General features: G+C 71.0%; 22 protein-coding genes. 12 read left to right on the top strand and 10 right to left on the bottom strand.

What is annotated here, in order from left to right:
- Positions 1-8: 8 nt before the first annotated feature.
- Together BMY74_RS07645 and BMY74_RS07650 are read right to left on the bottom strand one after the other, a co-directional pair.
- Positions 9-587 carry a TetR/AcrR family transcriptional regulator gene (locus BMY74_RS07645; protein ID WP_245785962.1) on the bottom strand — a complete coding sequence of 193 codons (579 nt, stop codon included), beginning with the start codon at positions 585-587 and terminating at the stop codon, positions 9-11.
- Positions 588-636: 49 nt separating this feature from the next.
- The gene (locus BMY74_RS07650) at positions 637-2,451 is read right to left on the bottom strand and encodes a LamG-like jellyroll fold domain-containing protein (RefSeq protein WP_089911748.1); all 1,815 of its coding nucleotides are present in this window, start codon (positions 2,449-2,451) and stop codon (positions 637-639) included.
- Between the two features lie 306 nt (positions 2,452-2,757).
- Here BMY74_RS07650 and BMY74_RS07655 point away from each other — a divergent pair, with 306 nt between their 5' ends.
- Positions 2,758-3,753: an ABC transporter substrate-binding protein gene (locus BMY74_RS07655; protein ID WP_089911751.1), complete on the top strand. Its 996-nt coding sequence runs from the start codon at positions 2,758-2,760 to the stop codon at positions 3,751-3,753.
- Between the two features lie 9 nt (positions 3,754-3,762).
- Here BMY74_RS07655 and BMY74_RS07660 read toward each other — a convergent pair whose 3' ends face one another.
- Positions 3,763-5,898 (bottom strand): putative bifunctional diguanylate cyclase/phosphodiesterase, encoded by a 2,136-nt coding sequence (locus tag BMY74_RS07660; protein WP_089911756.1) that lies wholly within the window; start codon positions 5,896-5,898, stop codon positions 3,763-3,765.
- A gap of 141 nt (positions 5,899-6,039) precedes the next feature.
- Between BMY74_RS07660 and BMY74_RS07665 the strand changes: the two genes are divergently transcribed.
- From BMY74_RS07665 to BMY74_RS07690, 6 genes are all read left to right on the top strand, one after another.
- On the top strand, positions 6,040-6,774 hold the full coding sequence (locus tag BMY74_RS07665; RefSeq protein WP_089911759.1) for a GntR family transcriptional regulator: 735 nt from the start codon (positions 6,040-6,042) through the stop codon (positions 6,772-6,774).
- A gap of 4 nt (positions 6,775-6,778) precedes the next feature.
- On the top strand, positions 6,779-7,774 hold the full coding sequence (locus BMY74_RS07670; RefSeq protein WP_089911762.1) for an ADP-ribosylglycohydrolase family protein: 996 nt from the start codon (positions 6,779-6,781) through the stop codon (positions 7,772-7,774).
- A 38-nt stretch (positions 7,775-7,812) separates the two neighbouring features.
- Complete coding sequence (locus BMY74_RS07675; RefSeq protein WP_089911767.1) at positions 7,813-9,189, top strand: purine-cytosine permease family protein; 1,377 nt, start codon at positions 7,813-7,815, stop codon at positions 9,187-9,189.
- Positions 9,182-10,141, top strand: a complete 960-nt coding sequence (locus BMY74_RS07680; protein WP_089911771.1) for a PfkB family carbohydrate kinase — start codon at positions 9,182-9,184, stop codon at positions 10,139-10,141. Before BMY74_RS07675 ends, BMY74_RS07680 begins: the two co-directional genes overlap by 8 nt.
- A gap of 94 nt (positions 10,142-10,235) precedes the next feature.
- A complete protein-coding gene (mycP, locus tag BMY74_RS07685) occupies positions 10,236-11,651 on the top strand; it encodes a type VII secretion-associated serine protease mycosin (RefSeq protein WP_245785963.1) in 1,416 nt (471 codons plus the stop codon).
- Positions 11,648-12,403: a DinB family protein gene (locus BMY74_RS07690; RefSeq protein ID WP_089911774.1), complete on the top strand. Its 756-nt coding sequence runs from the start codon at positions 11,648-11,650 to the stop codon at positions 12,401-12,403. The genes mycP and BMY74_RS07690 overlap by 4 nt, the downstream gene beginning before the upstream one ends.
- On the opposite strand, the gene BMY74_RS44870 is transcribed toward BMY74_RS07690, so the two are convergent.
- From BMY74_RS44870 to BMY74_RS07710, 5 genes are read right to left on the bottom strand one after another with little or no spacing between them, the layout of a single operon-like run.
- Positions 12,393-12,563: a hypothetical protein gene (locus BMY74_RS44870; protein WP_177229621.1), complete on the bottom strand. Its 171-nt coding sequence runs from the start codon at positions 12,561-12,563 to the stop codon at positions 12,393-12,395. The two genes, BMY74_RS07690 and BMY74_RS44870, sit on opposite strands and share 11 nt — an antisense overlap.
- 34 nt (positions 12,564-12,597) lie before the next feature.
- Positions 12,598-13,503, bottom strand: coding sequence for a carbohydrate ABC transporter permease (locus BMY74_RS07695; protein WP_089911776.1), 906 nt, complete (start codon positions 13,501-13,503; stop codon positions 12,598-12,600).
- The gene (locus tag BMY74_RS07700; RefSeq protein WP_245785964.1) at positions 13,500-14,777 is read right to left on the bottom strand and encodes an ABC transporter permease subunit; all 1,278 of its coding nucleotides are present in this window, start codon (positions 14,775-14,777) and stop codon (positions 13,500-13,502) included. The genes BMY74_RS07695 and BMY74_RS07700 overlap by 4 nt, the downstream gene beginning before the upstream one ends.
- Before the next feature lie 29 nt (positions 14,778-14,806).
- Positions 14,807-16,087 carry an ABC transporter substrate-binding protein gene (locus tag BMY74_RS07705; RefSeq protein WP_089911782.1) on the bottom strand — a complete coding sequence of 427 codons (1,281 nt, stop codon included), beginning with the start codon at positions 16,085-16,087 and terminating at the stop codon, positions 14,807-14,809.
- Positions 16,088-16,097: 10 nt separating this feature from the next.
- Entirely contained in the window at positions 16,098-17,294 is a 1,197-nt protein-coding gene (locus BMY74_RS07710; RefSeq protein ID WP_089912619.1) for an ABC transporter ATP-binding protein, read from the bottom strand.
- 132 nt (positions 17,295-17,426) lie between these two features.
- Between BMY74_RS07710 and BMY74_RS07715 the strand changes: the two genes are divergently transcribed.
- Positions 17,427-18,113 (top strand): response regulator transcription factor, encoded by a 687-nt coding sequence (locus BMY74_RS07715; RefSeq protein WP_089911785.1) that lies wholly within the window; start codon positions 17,427-17,429, stop codon positions 18,111-18,113.
- Complete coding sequence (locus BMY74_RS07720; protein ID WP_089911788.1) at positions 18,110-19,324, top strand: sensor histidine kinase; 1,215 nt, start codon at positions 18,110-18,112, stop codon at positions 19,322-19,324. Before BMY74_RS07715 ends, BMY74_RS07720 begins: the two co-directional genes overlap by 4 nt.
- Positions 19,325-19,327: 3 nt before the next feature.
- Here BMY74_RS07720 and BMY74_RS07725 read toward each other — a convergent pair whose 3' ends face one another.
- The gene (locus BMY74_RS07725) at positions 19,328-19,624 is read right to left on the bottom strand and encodes a YiaA/YiaB family inner membrane protein (protein WP_089911791.1); all 297 of its coding nucleotides are present in this window, start codon (positions 19,622-19,624) and stop codon (positions 19,328-19,330) included.
- A 379-nt stretch (positions 19,625-20,003) separates the two neighbouring features.
- Here BMY74_RS07725 and BMY74_RS07730 point away from each other — a divergent pair, with 379 nt between their 5' ends.
- The 3 genes from BMY74_RS07730 to BMY74_RS07740 all read left to right on the top strand — a co-directional run bounded on the left by BMY74_RS07730 (position 20,004) and on the right by BMY74_RS07740 (position 22,384).
- Positions 20,004-21,479 carry a sigma-70 family RNA polymerase sigma factor gene (locus BMY74_RS07730; RefSeq protein WP_177229622.1) on the top strand — a complete coding sequence of 492 codons (1,476 nt, stop codon included), beginning with the start codon at positions 20,004-20,006 and terminating at the stop codon, positions 21,477-21,479.
- 85 nt (positions 21,480-21,564) lie between these two features.
- A complete protein-coding gene (locus tag BMY74_RS07735) occupies positions 21,565-21,828 on the top strand; it encodes a DUF1883 domain-containing protein (protein WP_089911798.1) in 264 nt (87 codons plus the stop codon).
- An 82-nt stretch (positions 21,829-21,910) separates the two neighbouring features.
- A complete protein-coding gene (locus BMY74_RS07740) occupies positions 21,911-22,384 on the top strand; it encodes a hypothetical protein (RefSeq protein WP_089911801.1) in 474 nt (157 codons plus the stop codon).
- On the opposite strand, the gene BMY74_RS07745 is transcribed toward BMY74_RS07740, so the two are convergent.
- Positions 22,370-25,042, bottom strand: a complete 2,673-nt coding sequence (locus BMY74_RS07745) for an AfsR/SARP family transcriptional regulator (RefSeq protein ID WP_143091479.1) — start codon at positions 25,040-25,042, stop codon at positions 22,370-22,372. The genes BMY74_RS07740 and BMY74_RS07745 overlap by 15 nt on opposite strands.
- Positions 25,043-25,073 lie beyond the last annotated feature (31 nt).

Below are 25,073 nucleotides of genomic sequence, written 5' to 3' on the forward strand. Positions count from 1 at the left end.
TCGGCTCCCTAGTTCGGTCGCTCCAGCAAGGGTGTGATCTCCGCGAGGACGTCGTCGAGCGGCCCGAGGTCGCGGTGCGCGCGGCAGAGGATGATCGCCCCTTCGACCGCGGACACGACCAGCGTGGCCAGCCGCTGCGCGCGTGACGCCTCGAAGCCGTTGGCGGACAACGCGTTCGCGATCCCGTCCTGCCACTGGGCGAAGATGTCCCGCACCACGTCGGCGGCGTCGGGGACGACGTCACGGCCGTCCATCGCCATCGCCGCGGCGGGACATCCCGCCCGGTAGTCGGTCTTGGTCAGCGACCGCTTCCAGAAGGCGACGAGGCGTTCGACCATCAGGCGCACGTCCCCCTCGGCCGCCGCCTCGGCGACCATCGCGGAGATGTAGTCGCCCGCCAGGCGGACGGCGCCCAGCACCATCTCGTTCCGGCCTCCGGGGAAGTGGTGGTAGACGGATCCCCGCGGCGCGCCGCTGTGGGCCAGCACGGCGTCGACCGTGACCCCGGCGGCGCCGCGTTCGCGCAGCAGCAGCACAGCGCTGTCCAGCATCCGCTGCTTGGTGCCCCGCCTGCCCTGCTCGACCACCGCACCTCCTCGCTTGGATCTGCACTATGGCAGAGACCATAGTGCGCTGTCAGCCCCGTGCGGTGAGGAACTCCGAGGGGCGCAGGGCCCTGGCCACGATCCGGGTGTCGCCGAGGGAGCCGTAGAAGCCCTGGCCGTAGCGCAGGGCGAACTGGGTGGCACCGAGGACGAACGGCCTGCCCTGGGTGGTGATGCCGCGGGACTCCCCGGCCGCGTTGCGGGCGATCTTCGCGCCGTCGACGTACGTGGTGGTGCGGCGGCCGTCGTTGACGATCGCGACGTGGGTCCAGCGGCCGACCGGGATGGCGTGGCTCCAGGAGGTGGGGTCGGCGTCGACCGGCACCGGGTAGACGACGAACTGCAGGAAGCGCTCGCCGGAGACGTTGAGGCTGCACGTCGGTTCGTCGTCGGACCAGCCGCTGTGCTTGCCGGCGTCGCCCGCGCGGCCCTCCCAGCTCAGCACGCCCATGAAGGCGTGGTCGCCGGTGAACGGGCTGGGGAGCTTCAGGAACGTCTCGATGGTGTAGCCGGACTCGAACTTCTGGCTGTTGAGCGGGGCGTTGCCGGCGGTGCGCAGGACCGCGCCGCGGTCGGGGGCCTTGCCGCCCGCGAAGGTGAGGCTGGCGTGGGCGGGCTGGGTGTCGTGGTGGTCGGTGGACCACGTCAGGACGTCGGGCGCGCTCGCGTGCAGGTGCTCGACGGTGAGGTCGTTGCCGTTGCCGGTCAGGTCGCGGGCGACGACACCGGGCGCCACGGGACCGGCCGCGGCGGAGGGAAGGCCCTCCCGGTCGAACCGCCAGTACGCGGCGGTGCCGCGGACCAGCACGGCGCGCGCGGGGCGGGACGCGGGCAGCGCGGGCGGGGCGAACCCGGCGAAGCGCCGCCGGAAGTCGATCTCGACGGTGAACCTGTCGAGCTCACCGCTGAGCTCGGCCGTCTCGGCCTCCGGGAGCGTGTCGCGGTGGGTCAGCAGCCACGGCGAGAACGTCTCGACGTCGATCACGTTGCGCGCCAGGTCGAACGAGTAGAAGCGGACCATGCCCGCGCCGCCGTAGTAGCGCTCCTGGTAGTTCGTGATGTGCAGGTGCACGGGGTTGCCGGCGTCGTTGGTGAGCGTGACCCGGCCCGACGGCCAGTAGTGGCCGTTGAGCGTCAGGAAGATCTGGTCGTTGCGGCGGATCAGGTTGTCCCACAGGCGTTTCCCGTGCTCGGACAACGCGGCCTCCGGCGAGCCGCCGACGAGGTCGTGGGTGGTGAGAACGGTGGGCAGGGCGCGGTGTTCGTCGAGAACCCCCTGCGCCCACTGGATTCCCTTGTCCGACACGCGCCAGTCCAGCGCCAGCAGCAGCCACTGCCGGCCGCCCGCGGTGATGACGTGGAAGCTGTTGTAGCCGCCGGGTGCGAAGCCGCCGAACGTCTTCATCCGCTGGAACCGCTCGGGGCCGAACACCCGCGAGTACGGCGTGGGGCCGCGCTGGTCGTCGCCGGACACGTCGTGGTTGCCGGCCAGCACGCTGTACGGCACCTGGTTCCCGATGGAGTCGAAGACCGAGTCGGCGAGCCGCATCTCGCGTTCGGTGCCGTGCTCGGTGACGTCACCGAGGTGAGCCATGAAGACGATGTTCGCCTCGCGGCGCCGTTTCGCGAGCGACCGCAACGCCTCCCGCACGGGTTCGGGGTCCGAGCCGCCCTCGTCGAGGAGGTACTGCGTGTCGGGCAGCACGGCGATGGTGAACCGCGAGTCGTCCGCGGCGGGCGCGGCCTGCGCGACCGGTGCTCCGGCCAGCGCGGCCACGGCCGGTGCCGCGAAAGCGGCCTGCAACACCGTGCGGCGCCCCAGCGCGGGAGTGGCGTTCTCAGTCATGTCGTCAGCCTGCCGATTCCAAGCGGGCTGGACGTTGAACAACCGCTGCACTCCGCCTGAAGTCTTGGAGCGGGTACCAGAGCGGCCGAAGGCACGACAAGAGACGTTCCGTTGAACGGAAGAAACGCCCGCCCAATTCACACGAATCGACCACCTTGACGTTCGTGCAAGGATGGCCCGCAAAAGGAGAAAAGATTACCTGATCCCGCGGTGACCACATCGTCGAATGGCGAAGGTCAGTGCGCCGTTTCGCCGTGCCCGAATATCCGAACAGAGCACCTATTCCATTTCACGGGAGAAAGTCACATGTCTGGTAGGCGCCGGATCGCAGGTCTCCTGTCCGCTGCCGCCGTGCTCGCGGCGGCGTCCGGTTGCGGTGCGCTCGGCGGCGGGCAACCGGCCGCGACCTCCCAGCCCGCCGCAGCCGAGAAGATCTTCATCAAGGTGGGCGTGCTTCCGGTCGTCGACGTGGCGCCCCTGCACATCGCGATGAGGAACGGGTACTTCAAGGAGGAGGGGCTCGAGGTCGAGACGGTCGTCGTCCAGGGTGGCGCCGCCGCGATCCCCGGACTGGTCCAGGGCAGCCTCGACATCACCTTCGGCAACTGGGTCTCGTTCATGGCCGCGCAGTCCAAGGAGACCGCGAAGAACGTGGGCGGCATCAAACTGATCTGCGACGGCTACCAGGCGAAGCCCGGGATGTTCCTGATCCTCGTGAAGGGGAACGGGACCATCAGGTCGATGACGGATCTGGTCGGCAAGACGATTGCGATCAACACTTTCAACAACATCTCCGAGCTGACCACGAAAGCGGTGCTCGAAGCCAACAACATCGATCCGAAGAAGATCACGCTCAAGGAAATGCCCATGCCCGACATGGAGGCGGCGATCGAGCGGAACGTCGTCGACGCCGGGTTCATGAGCGAACCGTTCATCACCAGGGCGCAGCGCAACTCCGGCCAGATCGCGATCCTCGACGCGGCCTCGGGCCCCACCTCCGCCATCCCCATCGCCGGGTACGGCACGACCGGCAAGTTCGTCCAGGAGAACCCGAACACGGTCGCGGCGTTCCAGCGCGCGATGACCAGGGGACAGCAGGACGCTTCGAACCGCGCCACCGTCCAGGAGCTCCTGCCGCAGTACGCCGGTGTGGACCGGGACACCGCCAAGCTCGTGAACCTCGGCCAGTTCCCCACCTCGCTCGACGCCACGCGACTGCAGCGGGTGGCCACCCTGATGCGCACGTACGGGCTGCTGCAGACCGACCTCGACGTCGAGCCGATGCTGTTCCGGGGCAGGTGACGGGCGCGGTCACCAGCCGGTGGACGCGGCCGCCTTCCACTCGGCCGCGTCCGCCGGCCTCCCGAAGAGGTAGCCCTGCGCGTACGAGCACCCGGCGTCCCGCAGCCAGTCCGCCTGCTCCGGCGTCTCGATCCCCTCGGCGACCGTCTTCGCGCCCAGCACCTCGGCCAGGGCGATGATGCACCGGATCACGCCCTCGGTGCGGCCGTTGCGGCCGAGGGCCCCGGTGAACGAGCGGTCGATCTTCACGACGTCGAACGGGTAGCGCTGCAGGTAGCTCAGCGAGGAGTAACCGGTGCCGAAGTCGTCGAGCGCCACGCGGATCCCCGCCTCGCGCACGGCCACCAGGCTCCGCATCGCCGGTTCGTCGGCCCAGACGCTCTCGGTCACCTCGACGGTCAACCGGTTCGGCGCCAGTCCCGCGGAGGTGATCACCCGGTCCAGCCGCGGCAGGAAGCCGGGGGTCGCGAGTTCGCGCGTGGAGACGTTCACCGTCACGCCGAGGGACCGTCCTTCGCCGTTCCAGCGCACGGCCTGTCCGCACGCGGCTTCGAGGACCTTCTCGCCGAGCGGCACGATGAGGCCGGTCTCCTCGGCGAGGCCGATGAACGCGTCGGGGCCGAGCAGGCCCCTGCCGGGACGCTGCCACCGGACCAGTGCCTCGGCGCTCGTGACCGCGCTCGTCGCGAGGTCGACGATCGGCTGGTAGTGCACGACGAGCTCGCCGCCGTCGATGGCGGTGCGCAGGTCTGCCTTGTCGCGTTGCCGGGCGAGCGCCTGCTCCCCCATCTCCCGCCGGAACTGGCGCACCCGGTTGCCGCCGTCCCGCTTCGCGACGTACATCGCGGTGTCGGCGTCCCGGAGCAGGCCGGCCGCGTCCGCACCGGCCTGCGACACGGCGGCGCCGACGCTCGCCGCGAACGGTTCCGCGGCGCCGTTCAGGCTCTGCAGCACGGACTTCGCGAGCCGCACGGTGTCCCGCACGTCGAAGCCGGGGGCGAGCACGGCGAACTCGTCACCGCCGAGACGGCCCGCGACGGCCCTGGGAGGCAGCGCGGAACGCACGCGGGCGGCCGCGGCCTGGAGGTACCGATCGCCCACCTCGTGACCGTCGGCGTCGTTGACGTCCTTGAACCTGTCCAGGTCCACGACGAGCAGCCCGACGACGGTCTCGGCGCCCATGGCCTCCCGCACGAGGTGCAGGAAGTGCGCCCGGCTGGCCAGCCCGGTCAGCTCGTCGCGTTCCGCCTTGTCGCGCAGCGCCTGCTCCCACTGCCGGCGTCCGCTCACGTCCACGGCGGCGACGACCGTGTGGTCGGGCCCGGTGTCCTGTTCGACCGGACCGGTGTGGACGGAGAGCACCAGACCGTCGCGCGGCTCCACCTCGACGGGGTCCACGACGCACCCGTCGCGGCAGCCGACGATGCCGACTCCGTGCGGGCACACCACGGTCCCGGCGTCGTCGCCCCAGCCGAACATCTCGCGGGCGCGGGCGTTGTGCAGCCGCGGAGTTCCGTTCTCGTCGAGCAGCGCCAGCCCCACCGGGGTCGCCTCCAGCAACGCCCCGACGGTCCGGCGCGCGGTCTGCTCCGCCCTGACCGCGCGCACGGTCTCGTGCAGCGCGAAGGTCCCGATCACCAGGCCCAGCAACGGCATCACCGCGGCCATCACCACGTCCGGATCGACGCGGTCGAGCCGGGACAGCGACAAGCCGAGCCCTCCCGCGTAGCCGCCCAGGCCCACGAGCGACTTCACCGGGTACCGCCAGGGACCTCCGTGCAACGCGCGCCGCGTCGTCGCGCCGAACAGGAACGCGAGCACCGGCTGCGCGGCGGGCAGGACGAGCACCGCACCGGCCGTGGCGACCCCTTCGACGACCGCGACCGCCCAGCCGTCGTACCGCGGCCGCACCCACCACGAGCCCAGCACGAGCAGGACCACCGCGGCCAGGACGACACGGGCGATCCCGTTCCCGGCCACGAGCAGATTGCCCACCAATGCGGCGCCGCCCAGCCACGCGAACACATTCGTGAGCAATCGAACCGCGCGCAACGGATCGCGGGGCGCACGACTCCCCGACTCGTTCACCCGCCCGATCGCCATCGCACCGGACCCGTGCGCACCCGCCACACCTGTTGCCCCCATGGATTCGAGGTGAATCGGCTGTCCAGCTCAACAAAGAATGCACTATCTGCCGAAAACCGGTCACGGTACAGCCGCCGATCGGATACCTGGGCCACGAACGAGCCGTTGACCGTACAGGTACCAGACAGGTACGTTCGCTGTATGACCAACGAGGCCGGTGCCGCTCGCGTCCGATCGTCGCTCAAGCGGCAGGAGGTCGCTGACCGGCTGCGGGAGGCGATCAGATCGGGTGAGCACCCGGCCGGGTCGCTGCTGCCGGGCGAGAACGAGCTGGCGCGCCGGTTCTCCGTCAGCCGCAGCACCATCCGCGGCGCGTTAGAGGGCCTCGCCAGGGACAACCTGATCGAGACGCAGACCGGGGTCGGGTCGTTCGTCACCTTCGACGGCCGGCAGCTCGACGAGTCGCCGAGCTGGGGTCTCGCGCTCGCGATGACCGGCATCCACACCCGCGCCGAGGTCGTCCGGATGGAGCGCGTGGTCGACCCCGACCTGGCGGCCACCGTGGGCGCGGGCTCCATGGAGTTCCTGGCGCTGGACCGGATCCGCCGCCTCACCGGCGACGGCACCGCCGTGTCGCTGGAACGCAGCCGGGTGCCCGCGGTCGGCGCGGTCGCACGCGTTCCCGAGGACGGGCTCACCGACGACTCGCTGGCCGAGACGATGGCAGCGGCCGGGCTGGTGCCGGCGCGCGGGGACCAGTGGATCGCGGTCGCGGCCCTCGGCGAGGAGGACGCGCGGCTGCTCGGGCGGGAGCCGGGTGAGATGTTCCTGCACACGACCCGCATCGCGCGGGACGCGGACGGCGGCTTCGTCGAGAAGGTCGTCAGCTGGCTCGACCCCGCCCGGTTCCGCCTGCACGTGAGCTTCGGGGGCTGAGCCGGTGGACCTCCACGACCGCGCGCTGGCCGCCTTCCGCGGACTGGCGCTGGGGGACGCGCTGGGCATGCCCACGCAGTCGATGTCCCGCGCCGAGATCCTCGCCGACCACGGGCCGATCACCGGGCTCGCCGACGCCGGGCCGCGGCAGCGCATCGCCGCCGGCATGGCCGCCGGGTCGATCACCGACGACACCGAGCAGGCCGTGCTGCTCGCCGAACTGCTCGTCGAGGGCGGCGGCGTCGTCGACCCGGTCGTGCTGGCGCGGCGGTTGCTGGCCTGGGAGGACCGGATGCGCGAGCGCGGCTCGCTCGACCTGCTCGGCCCGTCCACGAAAGCCGCGCTGGCCCGGCTGCAGGACGGCGTCCCGGCCGAAGAGGCGGGCAGGACCGGTGCCACGAACGGCGCCGCCATGCGCATCACCCCGGTCGGAATAGCCGTGGACGCGGCCGACCTGACGTCCTTTGTGGACGTCGTCGCGCGCACCAGCGCGCCCACGCACAACACGGGCATCGGCATCGCCGCGGCGGCCGCCGTCGGTGCCGCGGTGAGCGCGGGCGTGGGCGGCGCGAGCCTGCCCGAGGCCGTCGAGGTCGCCGTCGCCGCGGCCGACGAGGGCGGGCGGCGCGGGTACTGGGTGGCCGGTGGCTCTATCGCGGCCCGCCTGCGCTGGGCGCTCCCCCACCTCGCGTCCCTCGGGGCCGCCGACCGGGAGACGGCGTTGATCGACGTCGTCGGCACGTCCGTGGCGGCCCAGGAGTCCGTGGTCGCCGCGCTCGCCCTGGCGGCACTGGCCGACGACCCGTGGGACGCGCTCTGCCAGGCCGCGAGTCTCGGTGGGGACACCGACACGATCGCCGCCATGGCGGGAGCGGTCCTGGGCGCGACGCACGGCGGTTCGGCGTGGCCCGCCGCCGCGGTCGCCACCGTCGAGCAGGTCAACGACCTCGACCTCGCCCCGCTCGTCAGCAAGCTGCTCGACCTCCGAGGAAGGCCGTAGAGCCGAAGCGTTTCCGTCACCGTCGTCTGGAGACCGTCATGTCCACCACCACCCGCGGCGCGCTGAGCGCCGTCGAGCAGCGCGGCATCGAGCCCGTGCCCACCGCCGACCGCAACGGCAACCCCCTGCAGCTGTTCTGGGTGTGGTTCGCGGCCAACATCTCCATCCTCGGCCTGCCGCTCGGTGCCACGCTGGTCGCGTTCCAGTTCCTCAACGTCTGGCAGGCGCTGGTCGTCGCCGCGGTCGGCGCCGCGGGCTCGTTCGCGGTGGTCGGCGTCGTCTCGGTGGCCGGGCGGCGCGGCGGGGCACCGAGCATGACGTTGTCCCGCGCGGTCTTCGGCACCCGCGGCAACGCCGGGCCGACGCTGGTCGCCCTGGCGTCGCGGCTCGGCTGGGAGACGGTCAACACCACCACCGGCGCGTTCGTGCTGCTGTCGCTGTTCACCATCGCGTTCGGCACGGCGACCGGCGCGAAGTCGGTGCCGGTGCTCACGATCGTCGCGATCCTGGTCTTCGAGCTGTGCACGCTCTTGGTCTCCGGGCTCGGCCACGCGGCGATCCTGGTCATCCAGAAGTGGGCGACGTGGATCTTCGGCGCCCTGAACGTGGTCGTCGGCGTCGTGCTCGTGGCCACTGTGGACTGGAACGCCGTCGCGGCGATGCCCGCGGGCCCGTTCACCGCGGTGCTGGCCGGAATCGGCGTGATCGCGGGCGGCACGGGCATCGGCTGGGCCAACGCGGGCGCGGACATGGCCCGCTACCAGAAGACGAGCGTGCGGGCGGGCCGCCTGATCAGCGCGAGCGCGGCCGGTGCCGGCATCCCGCTCGTGCTGCTGATCGGCCTCGGCGCGCTGCTCACCGCGGGCGACGACTCGCTCGCGTCCGCCTCGGACCCGGTCGCCGCGATCCGCGGGCTGCTGCCGTCGTGGATGGCCGTGCCGTACCTGATCGCCGCGTTCGGCGGACTGCTGCTGTCGAACCACCTGTCGGTCTACTCGGCCGGGCTCACCACGCTGACGCTGGGCGTGCGGGTGCCGCGGGTGTACGCGGTCGCGTTGGACGTGACCGTCACGTTCCTCGGCGCGATCTACTTCATGCTGGTGGCCGAGAACTTCTACGGACCGTTCATCAGCTTCATCTCCCTGCTGGCCATCCCGATCACGGCGTGGCTCGGCGTCTTCCTGGTCGACATGGTCAAGCGCCGCCACTACGACCCGGCGGGCTTGCTCGACATGACCCGCGGCGGCGCCTACTGGTACCGCGGAGGCGTGGAGTGGCGTGCGACCGGGGCCTGGGCCGTCGCCCTCGTCGTGGGTTATGTGTTGCTCGCCAACGGTTTCAGCTCGATCGGCTGGATCGTCACGTTCGTCGTCGCGGCGGCGGGCTACTTCGCCCTGGGCGGTGCCCGTGACTGACGCGCGGCTGATCTCGACCGGCAACGTGATCGTCGACGTCGTGATGACCGTCGACCGCATCCCGGAACCGGGCGGCGACATCATCGCCAGCAGCTCGCAGATGATCGCGGGCGGCGGCCTCAACACCCTCGTCGCCGCCCGGCGCACCGGGCTGCCCGTCGTGTTCGCCGGGCAGTACGGCACCGGCCCGATGGGAGACATCGTGCGCGCCGCACTGGCCGCGAGCGGCGCCGAGATCGTCCAAACAGGACTCGAAGGCGTCGACAGCGGCTACTGCGTCGCCCTGGTCGACGCGACCGCCGAACGCACGTTCGTGACGACCGTCGGCGCCGAGGGCAGGCTGACCCGCGACGACCTGGACCGCGTGCACGTCACCGGGCACGACCTGGTCCACGTCTCCGGCTACAGCCTCGCCCACCCGGTCAACGCGGCGGCGTTGTCCGGCTGGCTGCCCGGCCTGCCCGCCGGTGCCAGGGTGATCACCGACCCGTCGCCGCTGGTCGGTGACCTCGATCCCGTGCTGCTCGACGCGGTGCTGGCCCGCACCGACGTGCTCACGGCCAACGCGCGGGAAGCGACGATCATGACCGGCGTCGCGGACCTCGCCGCCGCCGCGACCGCCCTCGTCCCGCGCATCCGCGCCGGTGGGTTCGCCGTGGTGCGCGACGGCGCGTCGGGCTGCCTGCTCGCGGGAGCGCCGATCGGCCCGCAACCGGTGCGGGTACCAGGTTTCCCGGTGCACGCGGTCGACACCAACGGCGCCGGTGACGCGCACGCCGGGGTGCTGGCCTCGGCCCTGGCGGCCGGTCTGTCCCCGATCGCGGCGGTGCGGCGGGCCAACGCCGCCGCCGCGGTCGCCGTCACGAGGTCCGGTCCGGCCACCGGTCCGACGACCGCCGAACTCGACGCGTTCCTGCGCGACGCCGACCACCTGAAGCCCGCTTCAGGTTGAGGCGCCCCGGTTTTTGCGGCCAGCGGGCCTCCTGTGGTGGACTCTGGTCAACACCGATCGGGGGGTCGGTGGGGGTGGACCCGGGGGGTCACAGGTGAAGATCGATACCACGGGGTTCCGCCGTGCCACGGCAACGGCGACCACGGCAATTCTGCTGCTGACAGGAGCACTTCCGGCGGCTTCCGCGCAGCCGCAGACCGCGGCACAGCCGAACTCGGTGCCACCGGCGCTGCCGCCCGGCACCCCGCCGCCGAGGGACACGGGCGGGCCGGACGTGCCGTACGAGCCGACCGGCAAGGGCTGCGTCACGTCCGACACCAAGAACGAACTGATCGAGCAGATGCCGTGGGGCCAGGTCCACCTGAACCTCGAGCAGGCGCACCGGTTCGCGACCGGCAAGGGCGTCAAGATCGCGATCATCGACACGGGTGTCGACCCGCGCAACCCGCGCTTCGGCGGCCGCGTCGTTCCGGCCGGTGAGTACGTCAGCGGGACCAAGAACGGCGCGGACGACTGCGACGGCCACGGCACCGAGGTGGCGGGCGTCGCGGCGGCGGCCAGGACCGAGGGCGACTTCGTCGGCGCGGCACCGGGGGCGACGATCCTCGCGATCCGCCAGACCAGCGACCGCTTCGAGTTCAAGGGCGACGCCACCAGGGAGAAGCGGACCTCCGCCGGCAAGGTCTCGACGCTGGCGCAGGCGATCGTGCGCGCCGCGGACCAAGACGCAGGGGTCATCAACATCTCCCTGACGAACTGCGGCACCCCCAAGGACTTCAGCGCGGACGACCGGGCGCTGCAGGCCGCGATCCGGTACGCGGTCGACGTCAAGAACGCCGTGGTCGTGACGGCGGCGGGCAACCTCGACGCCAAGGCCGGCTGTCCACTGCAGAACAACAACATCGACTCCGCGACAGTCAGCTCGATCTCGTCGCCCGCGTGGTTCGCCGACGACGTGCTGTCGGTGGCGTCGATGGCGCGCTCCGGTGAGGTGTCGGGCTTCAGCGTCTGGGGCCCGTGGGTCAGCATCGCCGCGCCGGGTGAGGAGATCATCTCCGTCGACCCCAAGGGCACCGGCCTGACCAACGCGAACGTGAAGGCCGACGGCGTGGGGAAGATCCAGGGCACGAGTTTCGCTGCCCCGTACGTCTCGGGCATCACCGCGCTGGTGCGCGAGCGCTTCCCGGACCTCAAGGCTCGCCAGGTGATGGACCGGCTCAAGGCCACCGCGCTGCACCCCGGCAACGTGTCCGGAAGGGACCACCGGGTCGGCTTCGGCATGGTGAACCCGGTGGCCGCGCTGACCGCGGTGCTGCCCGCCGAGTCCGCCGGTTTCCCGGGCCCGCGGCCCAGGGAGATCCTCACGACCGTCACCCCGCCACCGGGTCGCGACTGGCCACCGGTGGTCGTGGCCCTGAGCGGCATCGGCATCGGTTTCGGGTTGCTGATGCTGACACTGCTCGTCCTCAACTCGATCGAGCGGCGACGGCGTGCGAAGCTCGGCGGATGAACTTCAGCCACCCCGACGACCTGCGGGGCGCCACCTTCACCGACGTGAGCCTGCGTGGTGCCCGGTTCACCCGCGCGAACTTCTCCGGCGTGGTCATGCGCGCGGTCGAGGTCGGCGGCACGGACATCGACGCGCCGTGGCTGCTCGACGGCAGGAACACGTTGCTGGTCAACGGTGTCGACGTCACGCCGTTCGTCGACGCCGAACTCGACCGGCGCTTCCCCGGCCGCGCCGAGCGCCGCGCGCAGGACCCGGACGGGCTGCGCGCGGCGTGGGCGAAGGCGGAGACCGCCTGGGCCGCGGCGGTCGAGCGGGTCGCGGCGCTGCCACCGGGCACGCAGGACGTCTCGGTGGACGGCGAGTGGTCGTTCGCCCAGACCGTCCGGCACCTCGTCATGGCGACCGACACCTGGCTAGGCAAGGCGGTCCTCGGCCGGGAGAAGCCGTACCACCCGCTGGGGATGCCGAACGCCGAGTACGAGACCGACGGCTACGACCTGTCGGTCTTCGTCTCCGGCGTCCCGCCCTACGCCGACGTGCTGGCGGCCAGGGCCGACCGGACGGCGATGGTCCGCGACTTCCTCGCGACCGCGACGCCGGAGGACCTGGCCGTGGTGCGGGCGAACCCGTGGGGTCCCGAACACCCCGAGACCACCCTGTCGTGCCTGCACACCATCCTCGAGGAGGAGTGGGAGCACCTGCGCTACGCCACGCGCGACCTCGACACCATCACCCGCGGCTCTACTTCGTAGACCCGGCCGGCACTTCCTGCACGAGGCGACGACCACGACCGACGAGCTCGACGCGTTCCTCCACGATCAGCAACGGCAGCGGCCGCCGGCACCTCGGTGCGAGGTCAGCCAGCGGACCGCGGCGCAGCCGCGGGAACAGCCTTCCGCCGATCCTTCTCACGACCGCGGACCTCCATGCGGACGCGGGGGAAGCTCTACTTCGTGGACCCGGCCAGCACCCCCTGCACGAAGTACTTCTGGAACACCAGGAACACCGCCAACGGCACGACCATCGACAGGAACGCACCGGTCGACAACATGTCGATGTTGGTGCCGAACTGCCGCAGCTGGGCCCGCAGCGCCACCGTGATCGGCGCCGAGTCCTGGTCCGCGAACACCAGCGCCACCAGCAGGTCGTTCCACACCCAGAGGAACTGGAAGATCGTCAGCGACGCGATCGCCGGCTTCGCCACTGGCAGGATGACGCGCTTGAAGATCACCCACTCCGTGGCGCCGTCCATCCGCGCGGCCTCGATCAGGTCGCGCGGGATGCCGGTGAAGAAGTTGCGCAGCAGGAAGATGGCGAACGGCAGGCCGAACGCGACGTGGAACAGCACCACGCCGGTGATCGTGCCGAACAGGCCGAGCGCGCCGAACAGCTTCGCCACCGGGATCAGCGCCACCTGGATCGGCATGACGAGCAGCCCGACCACGACGACCGTCAGCGTCTCGCGGCCCGGGAACTCGATCCACGCCAGGGCGTACGAGGCCAGCGACGCCATCACGACGACCAGAACCGTTGCGGGCACGGCGATGTAGAAGGTGTTGAGGAACGACTGCCACACCGCCTGGTTCGCCACCAGGTCGGCGTAGTTGGCCAGCGTCAGCTCGGCGGGCTTGGTGAACACGGTCCACCAGCCGCTCGCGGTGTTGGCCGACTCGTCGCGCAACGACGCGATCAGCAGACCGAACACCGGGACGAGCCAGAAGACGGCCACCAGGGCGAGCACGACCTGCACGACCCCGTTGCCGAGCCTCGACACCAGCCGCGTCAGGAAGCCCCGCTTCGGTGCTCCCGAGACCGGCACGTCGATGCGGACCTCGTCCGCCACAGCAGTCACGACCGCTCCCGTCGGAATCGGCGGATGTTGAACAGCATCGCGGGCGCCACCAGCAGGAACAGGATCACCGCGAGCGCGCTGCCCGCCCCCTGGTCGCCGCCGGTGCCGAAGGACACCTGCCACATCTGCAGGGCCAGCACGTTGGCCTCGGACTGCACCGAGCCCGGCGCGATGACGAACACCAGCTCGAAGATCTTCAACACGTTGATCACGAGGGTCACGAACACCACCAGCAGCACCGGCGAGAGCAGCGGGATGGTGACGCGTTTGAACACCTGCCACTCCGTCGCGCCGTCGACCCGCGCGGCCTCCAGCGCGTCACGCGGGATCGCCGACAGGCCCGCGGCGATGAACGTGATCGCGAACCCGGTCATGATCCAGATCCAGGACGAGATGATCACCGGGGTGATGAACGACGGCCCGAGCCACGTCAGGCCGCGGAACGGCAGCGCGAAGTTCTCGGGAGGCAGCCGCACGGTGACGTCACCGGCGCCGAGGTCGGGGAAGGTGAACCTGCCGTCGTCGCCGGTCGTGGTGCGGGCGACGACCTGCCCGTCCCGCACCGCTTCCACGGCCACGCCCGGCAGGCCGCGCTCGGTCGGGTCGACGGCGCCCGCCCTGCCGCCGATCGACACGTCGAGCCACAGCACACCGCGCAACTCCCCCGTGCCGGCGGTCGGCGGGGAGGCCGGCAGCGCCTGCGGCGGCACGTCCTGCGGTGGATACCCGATGAGCGGCAACGAGATCGTGTCGCCCGCCCGCGACGGCCGGATCGCGGTGAAGCCCGCTTCCGTTGCGGCGTAACCGTCCCTTGGCCGCGCACCGGGGTACTGCGAGGCCGGGCTGAAGACGTCGTGCACACCCACCACGACCGCGTTCACGACGCCCTGGTTCGGCGCCTCCTCGTACACGAGCCGGAAGATGATGCCGGAGGCGAACAACGAGATCGCCATGGGCATGAACAGCACGAGCCGGAACGCCGTCGCCCACTTGATGCGTTCGGTCAGCACGGCGAGGATCAGGCCGATGCCGGTGACGGCGGCTGGGGCTACCACCACCCAGATCACGTTGTTGCGGAACGCGATCAGCGTGCGCGGGTCGGTGAACGTCTCGACGTAGTTGCCCAGGCCGACGAACTCGTCACCCGAGGCGTCGAAGAAGCTGCGGATCAGCGAGTACACCAGCGGGTACAGCACCAGCGCCGCGAGCACCACCAGTGCGGGGAGCAGGAACGGGATCGCCTGCCGGGGCGAGCGCCCCGGCGCGGCGTCCACGTTCGGACTGAAACTCCGCTTCCTTGACGTCATGCGCCGTAGGCCTTCGCCGCGTTCGCTTCCAGGCGCGCCATGATGCCGTCGACGTTCTTCGGGTCGGCCAGGAAGTCCTGCAGGTCCTTCCACTCCCCCGCGCCCTTCGTGCCGCCGAACGCGGCCGGTGCGAGGTCGGACATGTCGAACCGGACGTTGTCCCCGGCGTCGACGATCCGCCGCGCGAGGTCCTGCGTCACGGCGTCCGGGTACGCGCTCTCCGGGATGTCCTTGTTGGGCGAGAGGAACCCGCCGAGCTCGGCCCACACCTTGCCGGACTCCGGTGAGGCCAGGTACTTCATCAGCTCGGTGGTCGCCTTGTCGTCCTTGAACTGCACGGCCATGTCACCACCGGCGACGACGGCGTCCTTGCTGCCCGCGACCGACGGGAACGGGAAGAACTTGGCGTCCTGGCCGACCTTCGCCTTGGTGTTGGTCGTGATGATGCTCGCGACGAAGTCCGCCTCGAACACCATGGCGGCACCGGAGGGCTCGCCGAAGACGGTGATGACGGACTTCGGGAACTCCGTCTGCAGCGCGCCGGGCGCGATCAGGGTCGGGTCGCCCCAGAGCTTCGCCAGCTCCTCCAACGCCTTGCGCACGGTCGGGTCGGTCCACGGGATCTCGTGCTTCGCGAGCTTGTCGTAGTTCTCCGGGCCCGCGGTGCGCAGGTAGACGTTCTCGAACCAGTCGGTGAGCGTCCAGCCGTCCGCACCGCCGACCGACACCGGCGCGAGACCCGTCTCGGAGATCGCCTTGCTGACCTTGATCAGCTCGTCCCACGTCGCGGGCGGCGTGGCACCGACCTGCTGGAAGGCCTTCTCGCTGTACCAGAACGCGGACTTGTTGGCCGTCTTGAAGGTGAAGCCGTAGAGCTTGCCGTCGACGCTGCCGAGCTGCTTCCACACGGCCGCGTTGTGGTCGGTGACCGCCTTCTCGACGTCGGCGCCCACGGGCTTCAGCGCCCCCGCCTTGGCGAACTGGGCGACGAGACCGGGTTGCGCGATCAGCGCGACGTTCGGCGGTGTGCCGCCCGAGATCCTGGTCTGCACCACAGTCGGCAGCTCGTCCCCGGCGGGTGTGTACCTGACCTCGGCGCCCGTCTTGTCGGTGAACACCTTCAGCACCTGCTCGAAGGCCTTCTGCTCGTCGCCGGTCCATGGTCCGACGACCTCGACGGTCTGCCCCTTGAGGTCTTCAGAAGTCCCGGTTCCCGCGGCACCTCCGGAGCACGCGGCGGCGGTGAGTGCGAGCAGCGCGATCCATTGCTTCCCCATTGAAGCTCTCCTACTTCCAGATCGAGGACCCGGTGGCCGGGTCGAAGAAGTGCAGCCGGGAGGTGTCCACCCGGGCGGCGACGGGTTGTCCTTCGTAGATGCGGGTGCGCGGGCTGAACCGTCCGACGAGGACGGTCCCCTTGCCGCCGGTGCCGGGCAGGTCGTCGGTGCCCGCGTCCCTGGCCAGCTCACGGGTGTCGTCGGTGACGACGGGCGGGACGTCGACCGGGAAGTGCACGAGCACGTCGGACCCCATCGCTTCGACCAGATCGGCGACGGAGTGCAGGATCTCGCCCTCCTGCGCGTCGGCCAGGGCGGTGTCCTCCATGTCCTCCGGGCGGATGCCGACCACGACGTCGCCGCCGACGTACTGCTCGAGCTTCGGGCGTTGGCGCGGCACGGACTCCGGCAGCAGCAACGCGTCGGAGCCGAGCGAGACCCAGAACCGGTCGTCGCCGTCCCGGTCGAGCTTCGCGGACACGAGGTTCATGCCCGGCGAGCCGATGAAGCCCGCGACGAACAGGTTGACCGGCCGGTCGTAGAGCTCCTGGGGCGGGCCGACCTGCTGGAGCACCCCGCGGCGCATGACGGCCACGCGGTCGCCGAGCGTCATGGCCTCGGTCTGGTCGTGCGTGACGTACACGGTCGTCACGCCGATCTCGCGCTGGATCCGCGCGATCTGCGCCCGCATCTGGACGCGCAGCTTGGCGTCCAGGTTGGACAGCGGCTCGTCCATCAGGAACGCCTGCGGGGCCCGCACGATCGCCCGGCCCATGGCGACGCGCTGCCGTTGCCCGCCGGAGAGGTTGCGGGGCTTGCGGCCGAGGTGCTCGGTTAGTTCGAGGACCTCGGCGACCTCGCGCACGCGGTGGTCGATCTCGGACTTGGGGAGCTTGCGCAGCGTGAGACCGAACGCGATGTTGTCGTACACGTTCAGGTGCGGGTAGAGCGCGTAGGACTGGAACACCATCGCAACATCGCGATCACGGGACGGCACGTCGTTCACGACCTGCTCACCGATGTGGATCGTGCCTTCGGTGATCTGCTCGAGCCCGGCGATCATGCGCAGCGCCGTCGTCTTGCCGCAGCCCGACGGGCCCACGAGCACCAGGAACTCGCCGTCGCGGATCTCCAGGTTGAGGTCGGTGACGGCACGGGTGCCGTCACCGTAGGCCTTGCCCAGCCCCGTCAGAACGACTTCTGCCACGCCCACTCCCCGGTTCGGTGTGCTGCAGACCGTAGAGGCGGCAGCCCTAAGGGAGATTTAAGGACGTAGCACGATCGAGATAAGCTCCCGCCCCCTCTCCCCATCGGCGGGTTCGCTGCTTACCCTGCGTGTATGTCGAAGGTGCTGGTGGTCGAGGACGACCCGGTGGTCCAGGCGGCGCTCGTGCACGCGCTGACCGACCTCGGGCACGTCGTGCAGGCCGTCGGCACCGCCGTGGCCGCGTTGCGCGAGGCGGGCACGTCGGAGCTCGACCTGGTGATCCTCGACCTGGGGCTGCCGGACCTCGACGGCGTCGCCGCCCTGCGCATGCTGCGCGGCGTGAGCAACGTCCCGGTCATCGTGGCGACGGCGCGGGGTGCCGAGAGCTCGGTCGTGAGCACGCTGAACGCGGGCGCGGACGACTACATCGTCAAACCGTTCTCGGCCGAGCACCTGGCCGCGCGGATCAACGCCCTGCTGCGCCGCACGGGCACCGGTACGACCGCGTCCGCCGACCTCCTCGCGCTGGGCGACCTCCGCATCGACCTCGCGCAGCGCCTGGCGTCGCTCGGCGAGTCCGCTCTCGCGCTGAGCAGGCGGGAGTTCGACATGCTCGCCTACCTCGCGCAACGGCCGGGGCGGGTGATCTCGCGCCGTGAACTGATCCAGGCCGTGTGGGGCAACCCGTACGTCGGCGACGACAAGACGATCGACGTCCACGCGTCCTGGTTGCGGCGCAAGCTCGGTGAGACGGCGGCCCACCCCCGTTACCTGCACACGGTCCGGGGCGTCGGGTTCAAGCTGGCGGCGCCCGGATGAGGGCGGTCATCACCCGCGCTCTGCTGCTCGCCACCGGGGTGGTCGCCGTGGTTCTCGTGGCCACCGCCGGGTTTCTGCTCCACTCGCACGCGGTCTCGACGGCAGCCCAGGCCGATCGGCGGGACGCGGCGGTGGTCGCCGGTGTGCTCGCGGTGTCCTCGGACCCCGACGCGGTCCGCGGCACGATCGCCCGCACCACCGCCGGTGCCGAGGGGCGGTTGTCCGTGGTGCTGGAGGACGGCACGCGGCTCGGTGCCGGCGGTGGCCCGCGCGTGACCTCCGCCGGCGGGTCCGTGGTCTCGGTGGTGCCCGCGTCCGTGCCGTTCCCGTTCCTCCCGGTCCTGCTGGTGTCCGGGATCGCGCTCGTGGCGGTGGGACTGGCGGTGTGGCTGGGGCACAGGCCTTTCACACCGGTGCTCGCGGCCCTGCGCGACCTGACCACGTCGGTCGGGCGGCGGGTGCGGCTGCGCGGTCCCCGCGAACTGGAGGCGCTCGCCGAGTCGATCGACGAGGCCTCCTCGCGGACGTCGCAGCTGCTGGCGAAGGAGCGGGAGATGATCGCGGACGTGTCGCACCGGCTGCGGACACCGCTCGCGGCCCTGCGGCTCGACGCCGACGCGATCGGCCCCGGCCCCGTCGCCGACCGGATCCGCAGCGCCGTCAGCACGCTGGGCCACGACGTCGACCGGATCATCCAGTCGCTGCACCCGGTCGAGGGCGAGACGGCCGGCAAGTGCGACGTGGCGTCGGTCGTGGAGTCGCGGATGGCGTTCTGGTCCGCGCACGCGGCCGACCAGGGCCGGGTGTGCGAGATCGACGTGGGCGAGCCGTGCTGGGTGCCGCTGGCACCGGACGCGCTGGGTGCCGTGGTGGACACGTTGCTGGAGAACGTCTTCCGGCACACGCCTCCCGCCGCACCGGTCGGGGTGTCGGTGGTGCGGCACGCCGGGTGGGTGACCCTCGTCGTCGAGGACGGCGGCACCGGGGTCGCCGACCCGTCCTCGGCGTTGCACCGGGGCAGCAGCGGGGGCGGGTCGACGGGGCTGGGCCTCGACATCGCCCGCGCGGCCGCGGAGGCGACCGGCGGCACGATCCACCTGGAGCGCGGCCGGCTCGGCGGCGCTCGCGTGCGGCTGCGGTTCTCCGAGGCCAACAGCCACCACGAGCCGGCGAGCCCGCGCGCCTGGCGGCTGTGGCGCGGTCACCCGTGAGGATCAGGCCGCGTCGATCTTGAACGGGTCGTGGTCGGTCAGCAGCTTGTCGAGCCGGGCTCTGTCGACCCGGCTGTGGATGTAGGCGTCCTCCTGCCGGTCCCTGAGCACCTTGGCGAGGGTGAACGCCGAGGTGACGGTGTAGAGCATCGCGATGCCGAGGAAGGCGCGCACCCACCCGTCGACGGGCAGGAACACGACTCCGATGGTGACGGCGGTCAGCGAGAGCCCGAACGACAGGACCGCCTGCACGTAGAAGGCCGCGGTCGTCGGGGTGTGCGTGGGCGCGGAGGACGTCATGGTCCGAGAGTCCTGGGTCATCCCCCGGCTGTCATGAGTACGGCTACTCAGTTCCGCTGTTCGGCGCCAAAAAGGTCCATTGTGGAGCGTTCTCCACGTCGACCTGGAACGAATTCCGACTGGACACATTTCTGGTCACGACGAAACGCCGCGTGCGTGCCGCCGGCTCAGCACCGGTTGGTGCTTTCGGCGCAGAGCCGGATGTCCACCAGGCCAAGGAGACGCGGGCGCCAGGGCCTTCCGGCCCGAGTTCGCCGCGACTTGCGCCGGACCAAAACCTCTTTTATTACATCGAGTTCGTATGCGTGGATTGTTCACCTTGAGTCATGTCGATAGGGTCCGCGTATCAGTACAGGGCATCACGTTAAGGCGGCTTTCTTTGATCGGGCAGCGTGGACGACCGCCGTCGGATGCCGACCTCATCGATGCCGTCAGAGACGGCAGGGTCGAGGAGTACGGCAAGCTCTACGAACGTCACGTGCGCTCGGCGAACATGCTGGCCTTGCAGCTGTCCTCGTCGTCCTCGGACGCCGACGACCTGGTGTCGGAGGCGTTCGCGAAGGTCCTCGCGGCACTGCGCGCAGGCGGCGGTCCGGGCGCGTCGTTCCGGCCGTACCTGCTGACGGCGGTGCGGCACGCGGCGTACGACCGCACCCGCAAGGAGAAGCGGGTCGAGCTGGCCGGTGACGTCGAGGAGGTTCCCGGCGCCGCCAAGGCGACCAGCGTGCCGTTCCGCGACAAGGCGGTCGAGGACCTGGACCAGACGCTGGCGGCGACGGCGTTCGCGACGCTGCCCGAGCGGTGGCGGACCGTCCTGTGGCACACCGCGATCGAGGGCCAGTCACCGGGCGAGATCGCACCGCTGCTCGGCCTGACCCCGAACGGCGTCTCCGCGATGGCGTTCCGTGCGCGCGAGGGCCTGCGCAAGGCGTTCTTGCAGGCACACGTCAACCAGGAACCGGCGGAGACCTGCCGCCCGACCGTGACGAAGCTCGGCGCCTGGACGCGCGGCGGCCTCAAGGGACGCGACGCCGTCCACATCGACGAGCACATGGACACCTGCGCCGAGTGCCGCAAGCTCGCCAGCGAGCTCTCCGACGTGAACGGCGCGCTGCGCGGTCTCGTCGCCCCCATCGTCCTGGGCACGGGCACCGCCGGTTACCTGGCCGCGGCGGCGACCGCGACCAAGGGAGCCGTCGTCACGCTCAGCGCGGCCTCGTGGCTGGGCGTCGCCGCCTCGGCCGCGGCGGTCGTCGTGGTGGCCTCGGGCGTCGTCGTCAGCTCGGGCAACGGACCCGTCACCACGGTCATCGGCGCCGCCCCGACCAGCACGAGCGCCTCGGCGGAACCCGCGCCGAGCGAGTCGGGCACAACGCGGAGCTCCGGCGCCACGCCGACCAGGGGCACGTCGGCGGGCACGGCCGCCCAGGGCACCACCGGCGCGAACCGGCCCGCGACGAGCACGAACAACACCGTCGTCCCCGCGGGCGAGGCCGAGCTGTCGGGGTCGGCGCCCAGCGGCATCACCATGACCACCGACGGCCCGGCCAACGAGATGAACGTCAGCATCACCAACAACGGCGACGCGCCCACCACGGTGCCGACGCTGACGCTGACGATGCCCGACAAGATCAAGACGGTCGGCCCCGGCAAGACCTCGGTGGGCTTCATCGCCTGCCCGGCCGGCAAGGGCGTCGTCACGTGCGAGGGCGGCCAGACGCTCGCCCCCGGCCAGACGATCACGTTCCGCGCCCGGCTGCAGGCGGGCAACAAGGCGGGCGACGGCGTCATCACCGGCGTGGCGGGACCGGTCGAGGTCAGCATCCCGATCACCATCGTCCAGGCGCAGGGCTGAATGGCGGAACAGGCACACGGCGCAGCGTGCGCTATCGCCGCATCAGCGGATTTCGGGTCGAGACGCGATCCGCTACCAATGGTGTGTGGAACACCTCTACTGGGATCTCGGGACGTTCGCGGGTGGCGCTCGCTTCGAGGTGGAGTTGCGCGGTTCAGCCGCGCGGGTGTGTCTCATGGACGTCGACCACTACCAGGCGTACCTGGACGGCGGCGACTACGAGTACTACGGCGACTTCTACAACATCAGTCCGATAGTCCTCGAGGTGCCCTACGACGACCGCTGGTATCTGGTCGTCGACAGCAACAGCGGTCGAGTGAAAGTCACATTCGAGCAGATCTTCGACTGATCATCCCGATCACCATCGTCCAGGCGCAGGGCTGAGTCCACTTCGGACAGCGGGATCGGTCCTCACGCCGCACCATGGGCGGGTGGAGGAGCTCACCGCGGCGCTGACCGGGCTGGAACTGCCGTTCCGCACGCTCGTCGACGACTCGGAGTGGGCGCACGCGAGCGTGGAGGGCCTGGTGCTCGACCTCGGCACCTGGTGGTCGGCCGGCCCGGCGACCCGGCTGCAGCCGCAGGTGACGTTCAGCGACGCCTTCAGCGAGGTGGGCCGGAACCACGGCGCGGTGTACGTCGAGGGGTACGTGTGGAGCGGCGGGCAGGCGGTCGCGGCGGCGTGGTGCGGGCTCGGCGGCGCGGTCCTCTACGGACCCCGTGCCGAGGCGTACCTCGGGGTGCCGTTGTCACCCCACTTCTGCCGCAGGACCCAGCAGCGCAACGGAACGGCCGCGGTGCTCATGAGCAAGCACCCGCGGCTGCTGCCGTTGCTGCGAGACGGGCTGCCGCGCGGCGCGGTGCTGCCCGGCGGGAGACCGGGCCCGCGGTCAGCCGGTGCCTAGCGCCGCGAACCTCTCGTCCGCCTCCCGCCGGTGCCGGGCGGCCTCGGCCGGGTCGCTGACGGCACGGGCCAGGTGCTTGTGCGCGTTCGCCGCCTCACGCCTGTCATCGATCCGTTCGGCCAGTTCCAGCGCCTCACGCAACGGCGCGATGGCCTCGTCCGGACGTCCGGCGGCGGTCAGCACCTCGCCGAGGTAGTTGAGCACCACCGTTTCCGTCGTGACGTCACCGATCGCGCGCACGGCCTTGAGAGCCGACTCCAGCGCCTCCAACGCCTCGTCGTGCCGGCCCATGGCGTGCAGGATCATGCCGAGCGCGCTCCGGGTGTCCGCCTCGTCGCGGCGGCTGCCCATCTCGCGCATCAGCTCGAGCGCCGCCGTGCACGCCTGCAACGCCTCGTCGTAACGGCCGAGCGCGCTGTAGATGTTGCTGACGTTGCTCATCGCCTGCGACTCGAGGTGCCGGTCACCGAGCTGCCGCGCCACCGTGATGGCCTGTTCCAGCAGCTCAGCGGCCTCGGCGTGGCGTTCGAGGGTGCGGTAGACCAGCGACAGGTTGTTCAGCGTGCCCGCCACTCCCTGCAGGTCGCCCAGTTCGCGGAGCATCTCGATGGCGCGCTCGTTGTAGTGGATCGCCTTCGGGTACTGCGCGGTCTGCCAGAACACCATCGCGTAGTTCTTCGTGGTGATCGCGAGCGCGACCGGCTCGTCCTTCGCCGCCTCCAGCGCCAGTTCGTTGATCGTGGCCCAGTCACGCGTGTGGCCGCGCACCATGCAGAAGAACGTCAACGCGCGTGCGAGCTGCCACGTGTGTGTGCGCCAGCCACCGTCGAGAGACAACGCCACGGCGGCGACGAGCGTCTGGCGTTCGGTCTCCAGCCACTCGACCGCGTGGTCGTAGTCGCGCAGCACCAGCCGCGAGGCCGGCCGGTAGGTGATGTCGACCTCGTACTTGCGCGCGGCGGGCGACATCAGCCGCGTCGCCTGGTTCGCCGTGTCGAGGAAGTGGTCGAGCAGCCTCGTCAGCGGCGCGCGGGTGCCGTCCACCTTGGACTGCGCGTACTGCCGCAGCAGGTCGTGCATCCGGTAGCGGCCGAGCGTCGTCGCCTCCAGCAGGTGCACGTCGACGAGGTCCTCGAGCATCCCGTCGCACTCCAGCAGGTCGAGCTCGCCCAGTGCCGCGGCCTGGTCGACGTCGAAGTCCGTGCCGTGGTGCAGGCCGAGCAGGCCGAAGAGCCGCTGGTGAGCGGCGGGGAGCTGGCCGAACGACAACGCGAAGACCGCGTCCAGCTCGGATAATCGTCCCTCGCGCAGCCGCGTCGCGAGGTGGGCGGTGGTCCAGGTGGGACGGCTGCGGAGCCGTCCGGCGGCCAGGCGCACGGCCAGCGGCAGCCGCCCGCACAGCTCGACGACCTCGCGGGCCGCGTCGTCGGTACCGCGTTCGTCGCCGACGATCGTGGCGAAGAGCTGCAACGCCTCGGCCTCGGACAGCACGTCCAGCGTGAGCGTCGACGTGCCCTCCAGCTCGACCAGCCGCGCGCGGGACGTGACCAGCACCAACGAGCCCGGCACGCCTGGCAGCAGCGGACGGACCTGGTCGGCGTTCACGGCGTTGTCGAGCACGACGAGCAACCGCCTGCGCGAGAGCTCCGCACGCCACATGGCGGCACGTTCGTCCAGGCTGACCGGGATCTCTTCCAGCCCGAGCGCGCGCAACAGCACGTCGAGCGCGTCTGTCGGTTCCACGGGCGCACGGCCCGCAGTGTGCGCGTGCAGGTCGATGAACAGCTGACCGTCCGGATACTCCAGGCGGTGCGCCAGGTGCACGGCGAGCGTCGTCTTGCCGACGCCCGGCATGCCGTCGATCGCGGAGATCACGACCGCCGACTTCCCGGTGACGGCCCTGGTCAGCCGTTCGATCTCGGTCGCGCGGCCGGTGAAGTCGGCGACGTCGCGCGGCAGCGTGTTCAGGGCGGGCCGCGGCTCGTCCCCGCGCAGCAGCCGCGCGTGCAGGTCCCGCAGTTCCCCGCCCGGATCGGTGCCCAGCTCGTCGGCGAGCAGCACCCGCACGTCCTCGAAGGCCTGCAACGCCTCGGCGGGCCGGTTCGCCCGTTGCAACGCGTGCATCAGCTGGAGCCAGAGCTGTTCGCGCAGCGGGAACTGCTTGGTCAGCCGCCTCAGTTCGGCGATCAGCCGTTCGCCCTGGCCCAGCTCGATCGACAGCCGCGCGTGCTGCTCGGCGACGGTGAGCCGCCTTTCCTGCAGCAGCGTGAGCTCGGCTTCGAGCCGCGGCCCCACGGTGAGGCCGTCGAGCGCCGGGCCGCGCCACAACCGCAGCGCCTCGCCGTACCGGGCGACCGCCTCCCGGTGATCACCCTCTTTCAGGGCTTCGTCGCCCACCTCGCAGAGCCGCTCGAAGACCGCGACGTCCACCTCGTCGTCCGGCACCACGAGCCGGTAGCCGCCGGGAACGGTGACGAGGTCGTCCAGCACGAGCTTGCGCAGGGCGGCGACGTAGGTCCGGATGTTCGATTCGGGAGCAGCGGGTGGAGATTCCCACACCGCCTCGCTCAGATGTTCAAAACTGACCGTCTCGTTGGCGTGCAGTGCCAACGCTGCCAGCAGTGCCCTTTGTCGGGGCCCGCCCAGCCGCAGTTCCACGCCCCCACGCCAGATCTGCAGCGGCCCAAGA

The sequence above is a fragment of the Lentzea albida genome (genome assembly GCF_900111005.1).
Classification (GTDB): Bacteria; Actinomycetota; Actinomycetes; order Mycobacteriales; family Pseudonocardiaceae; genus Lentzea; species Lentzea albida.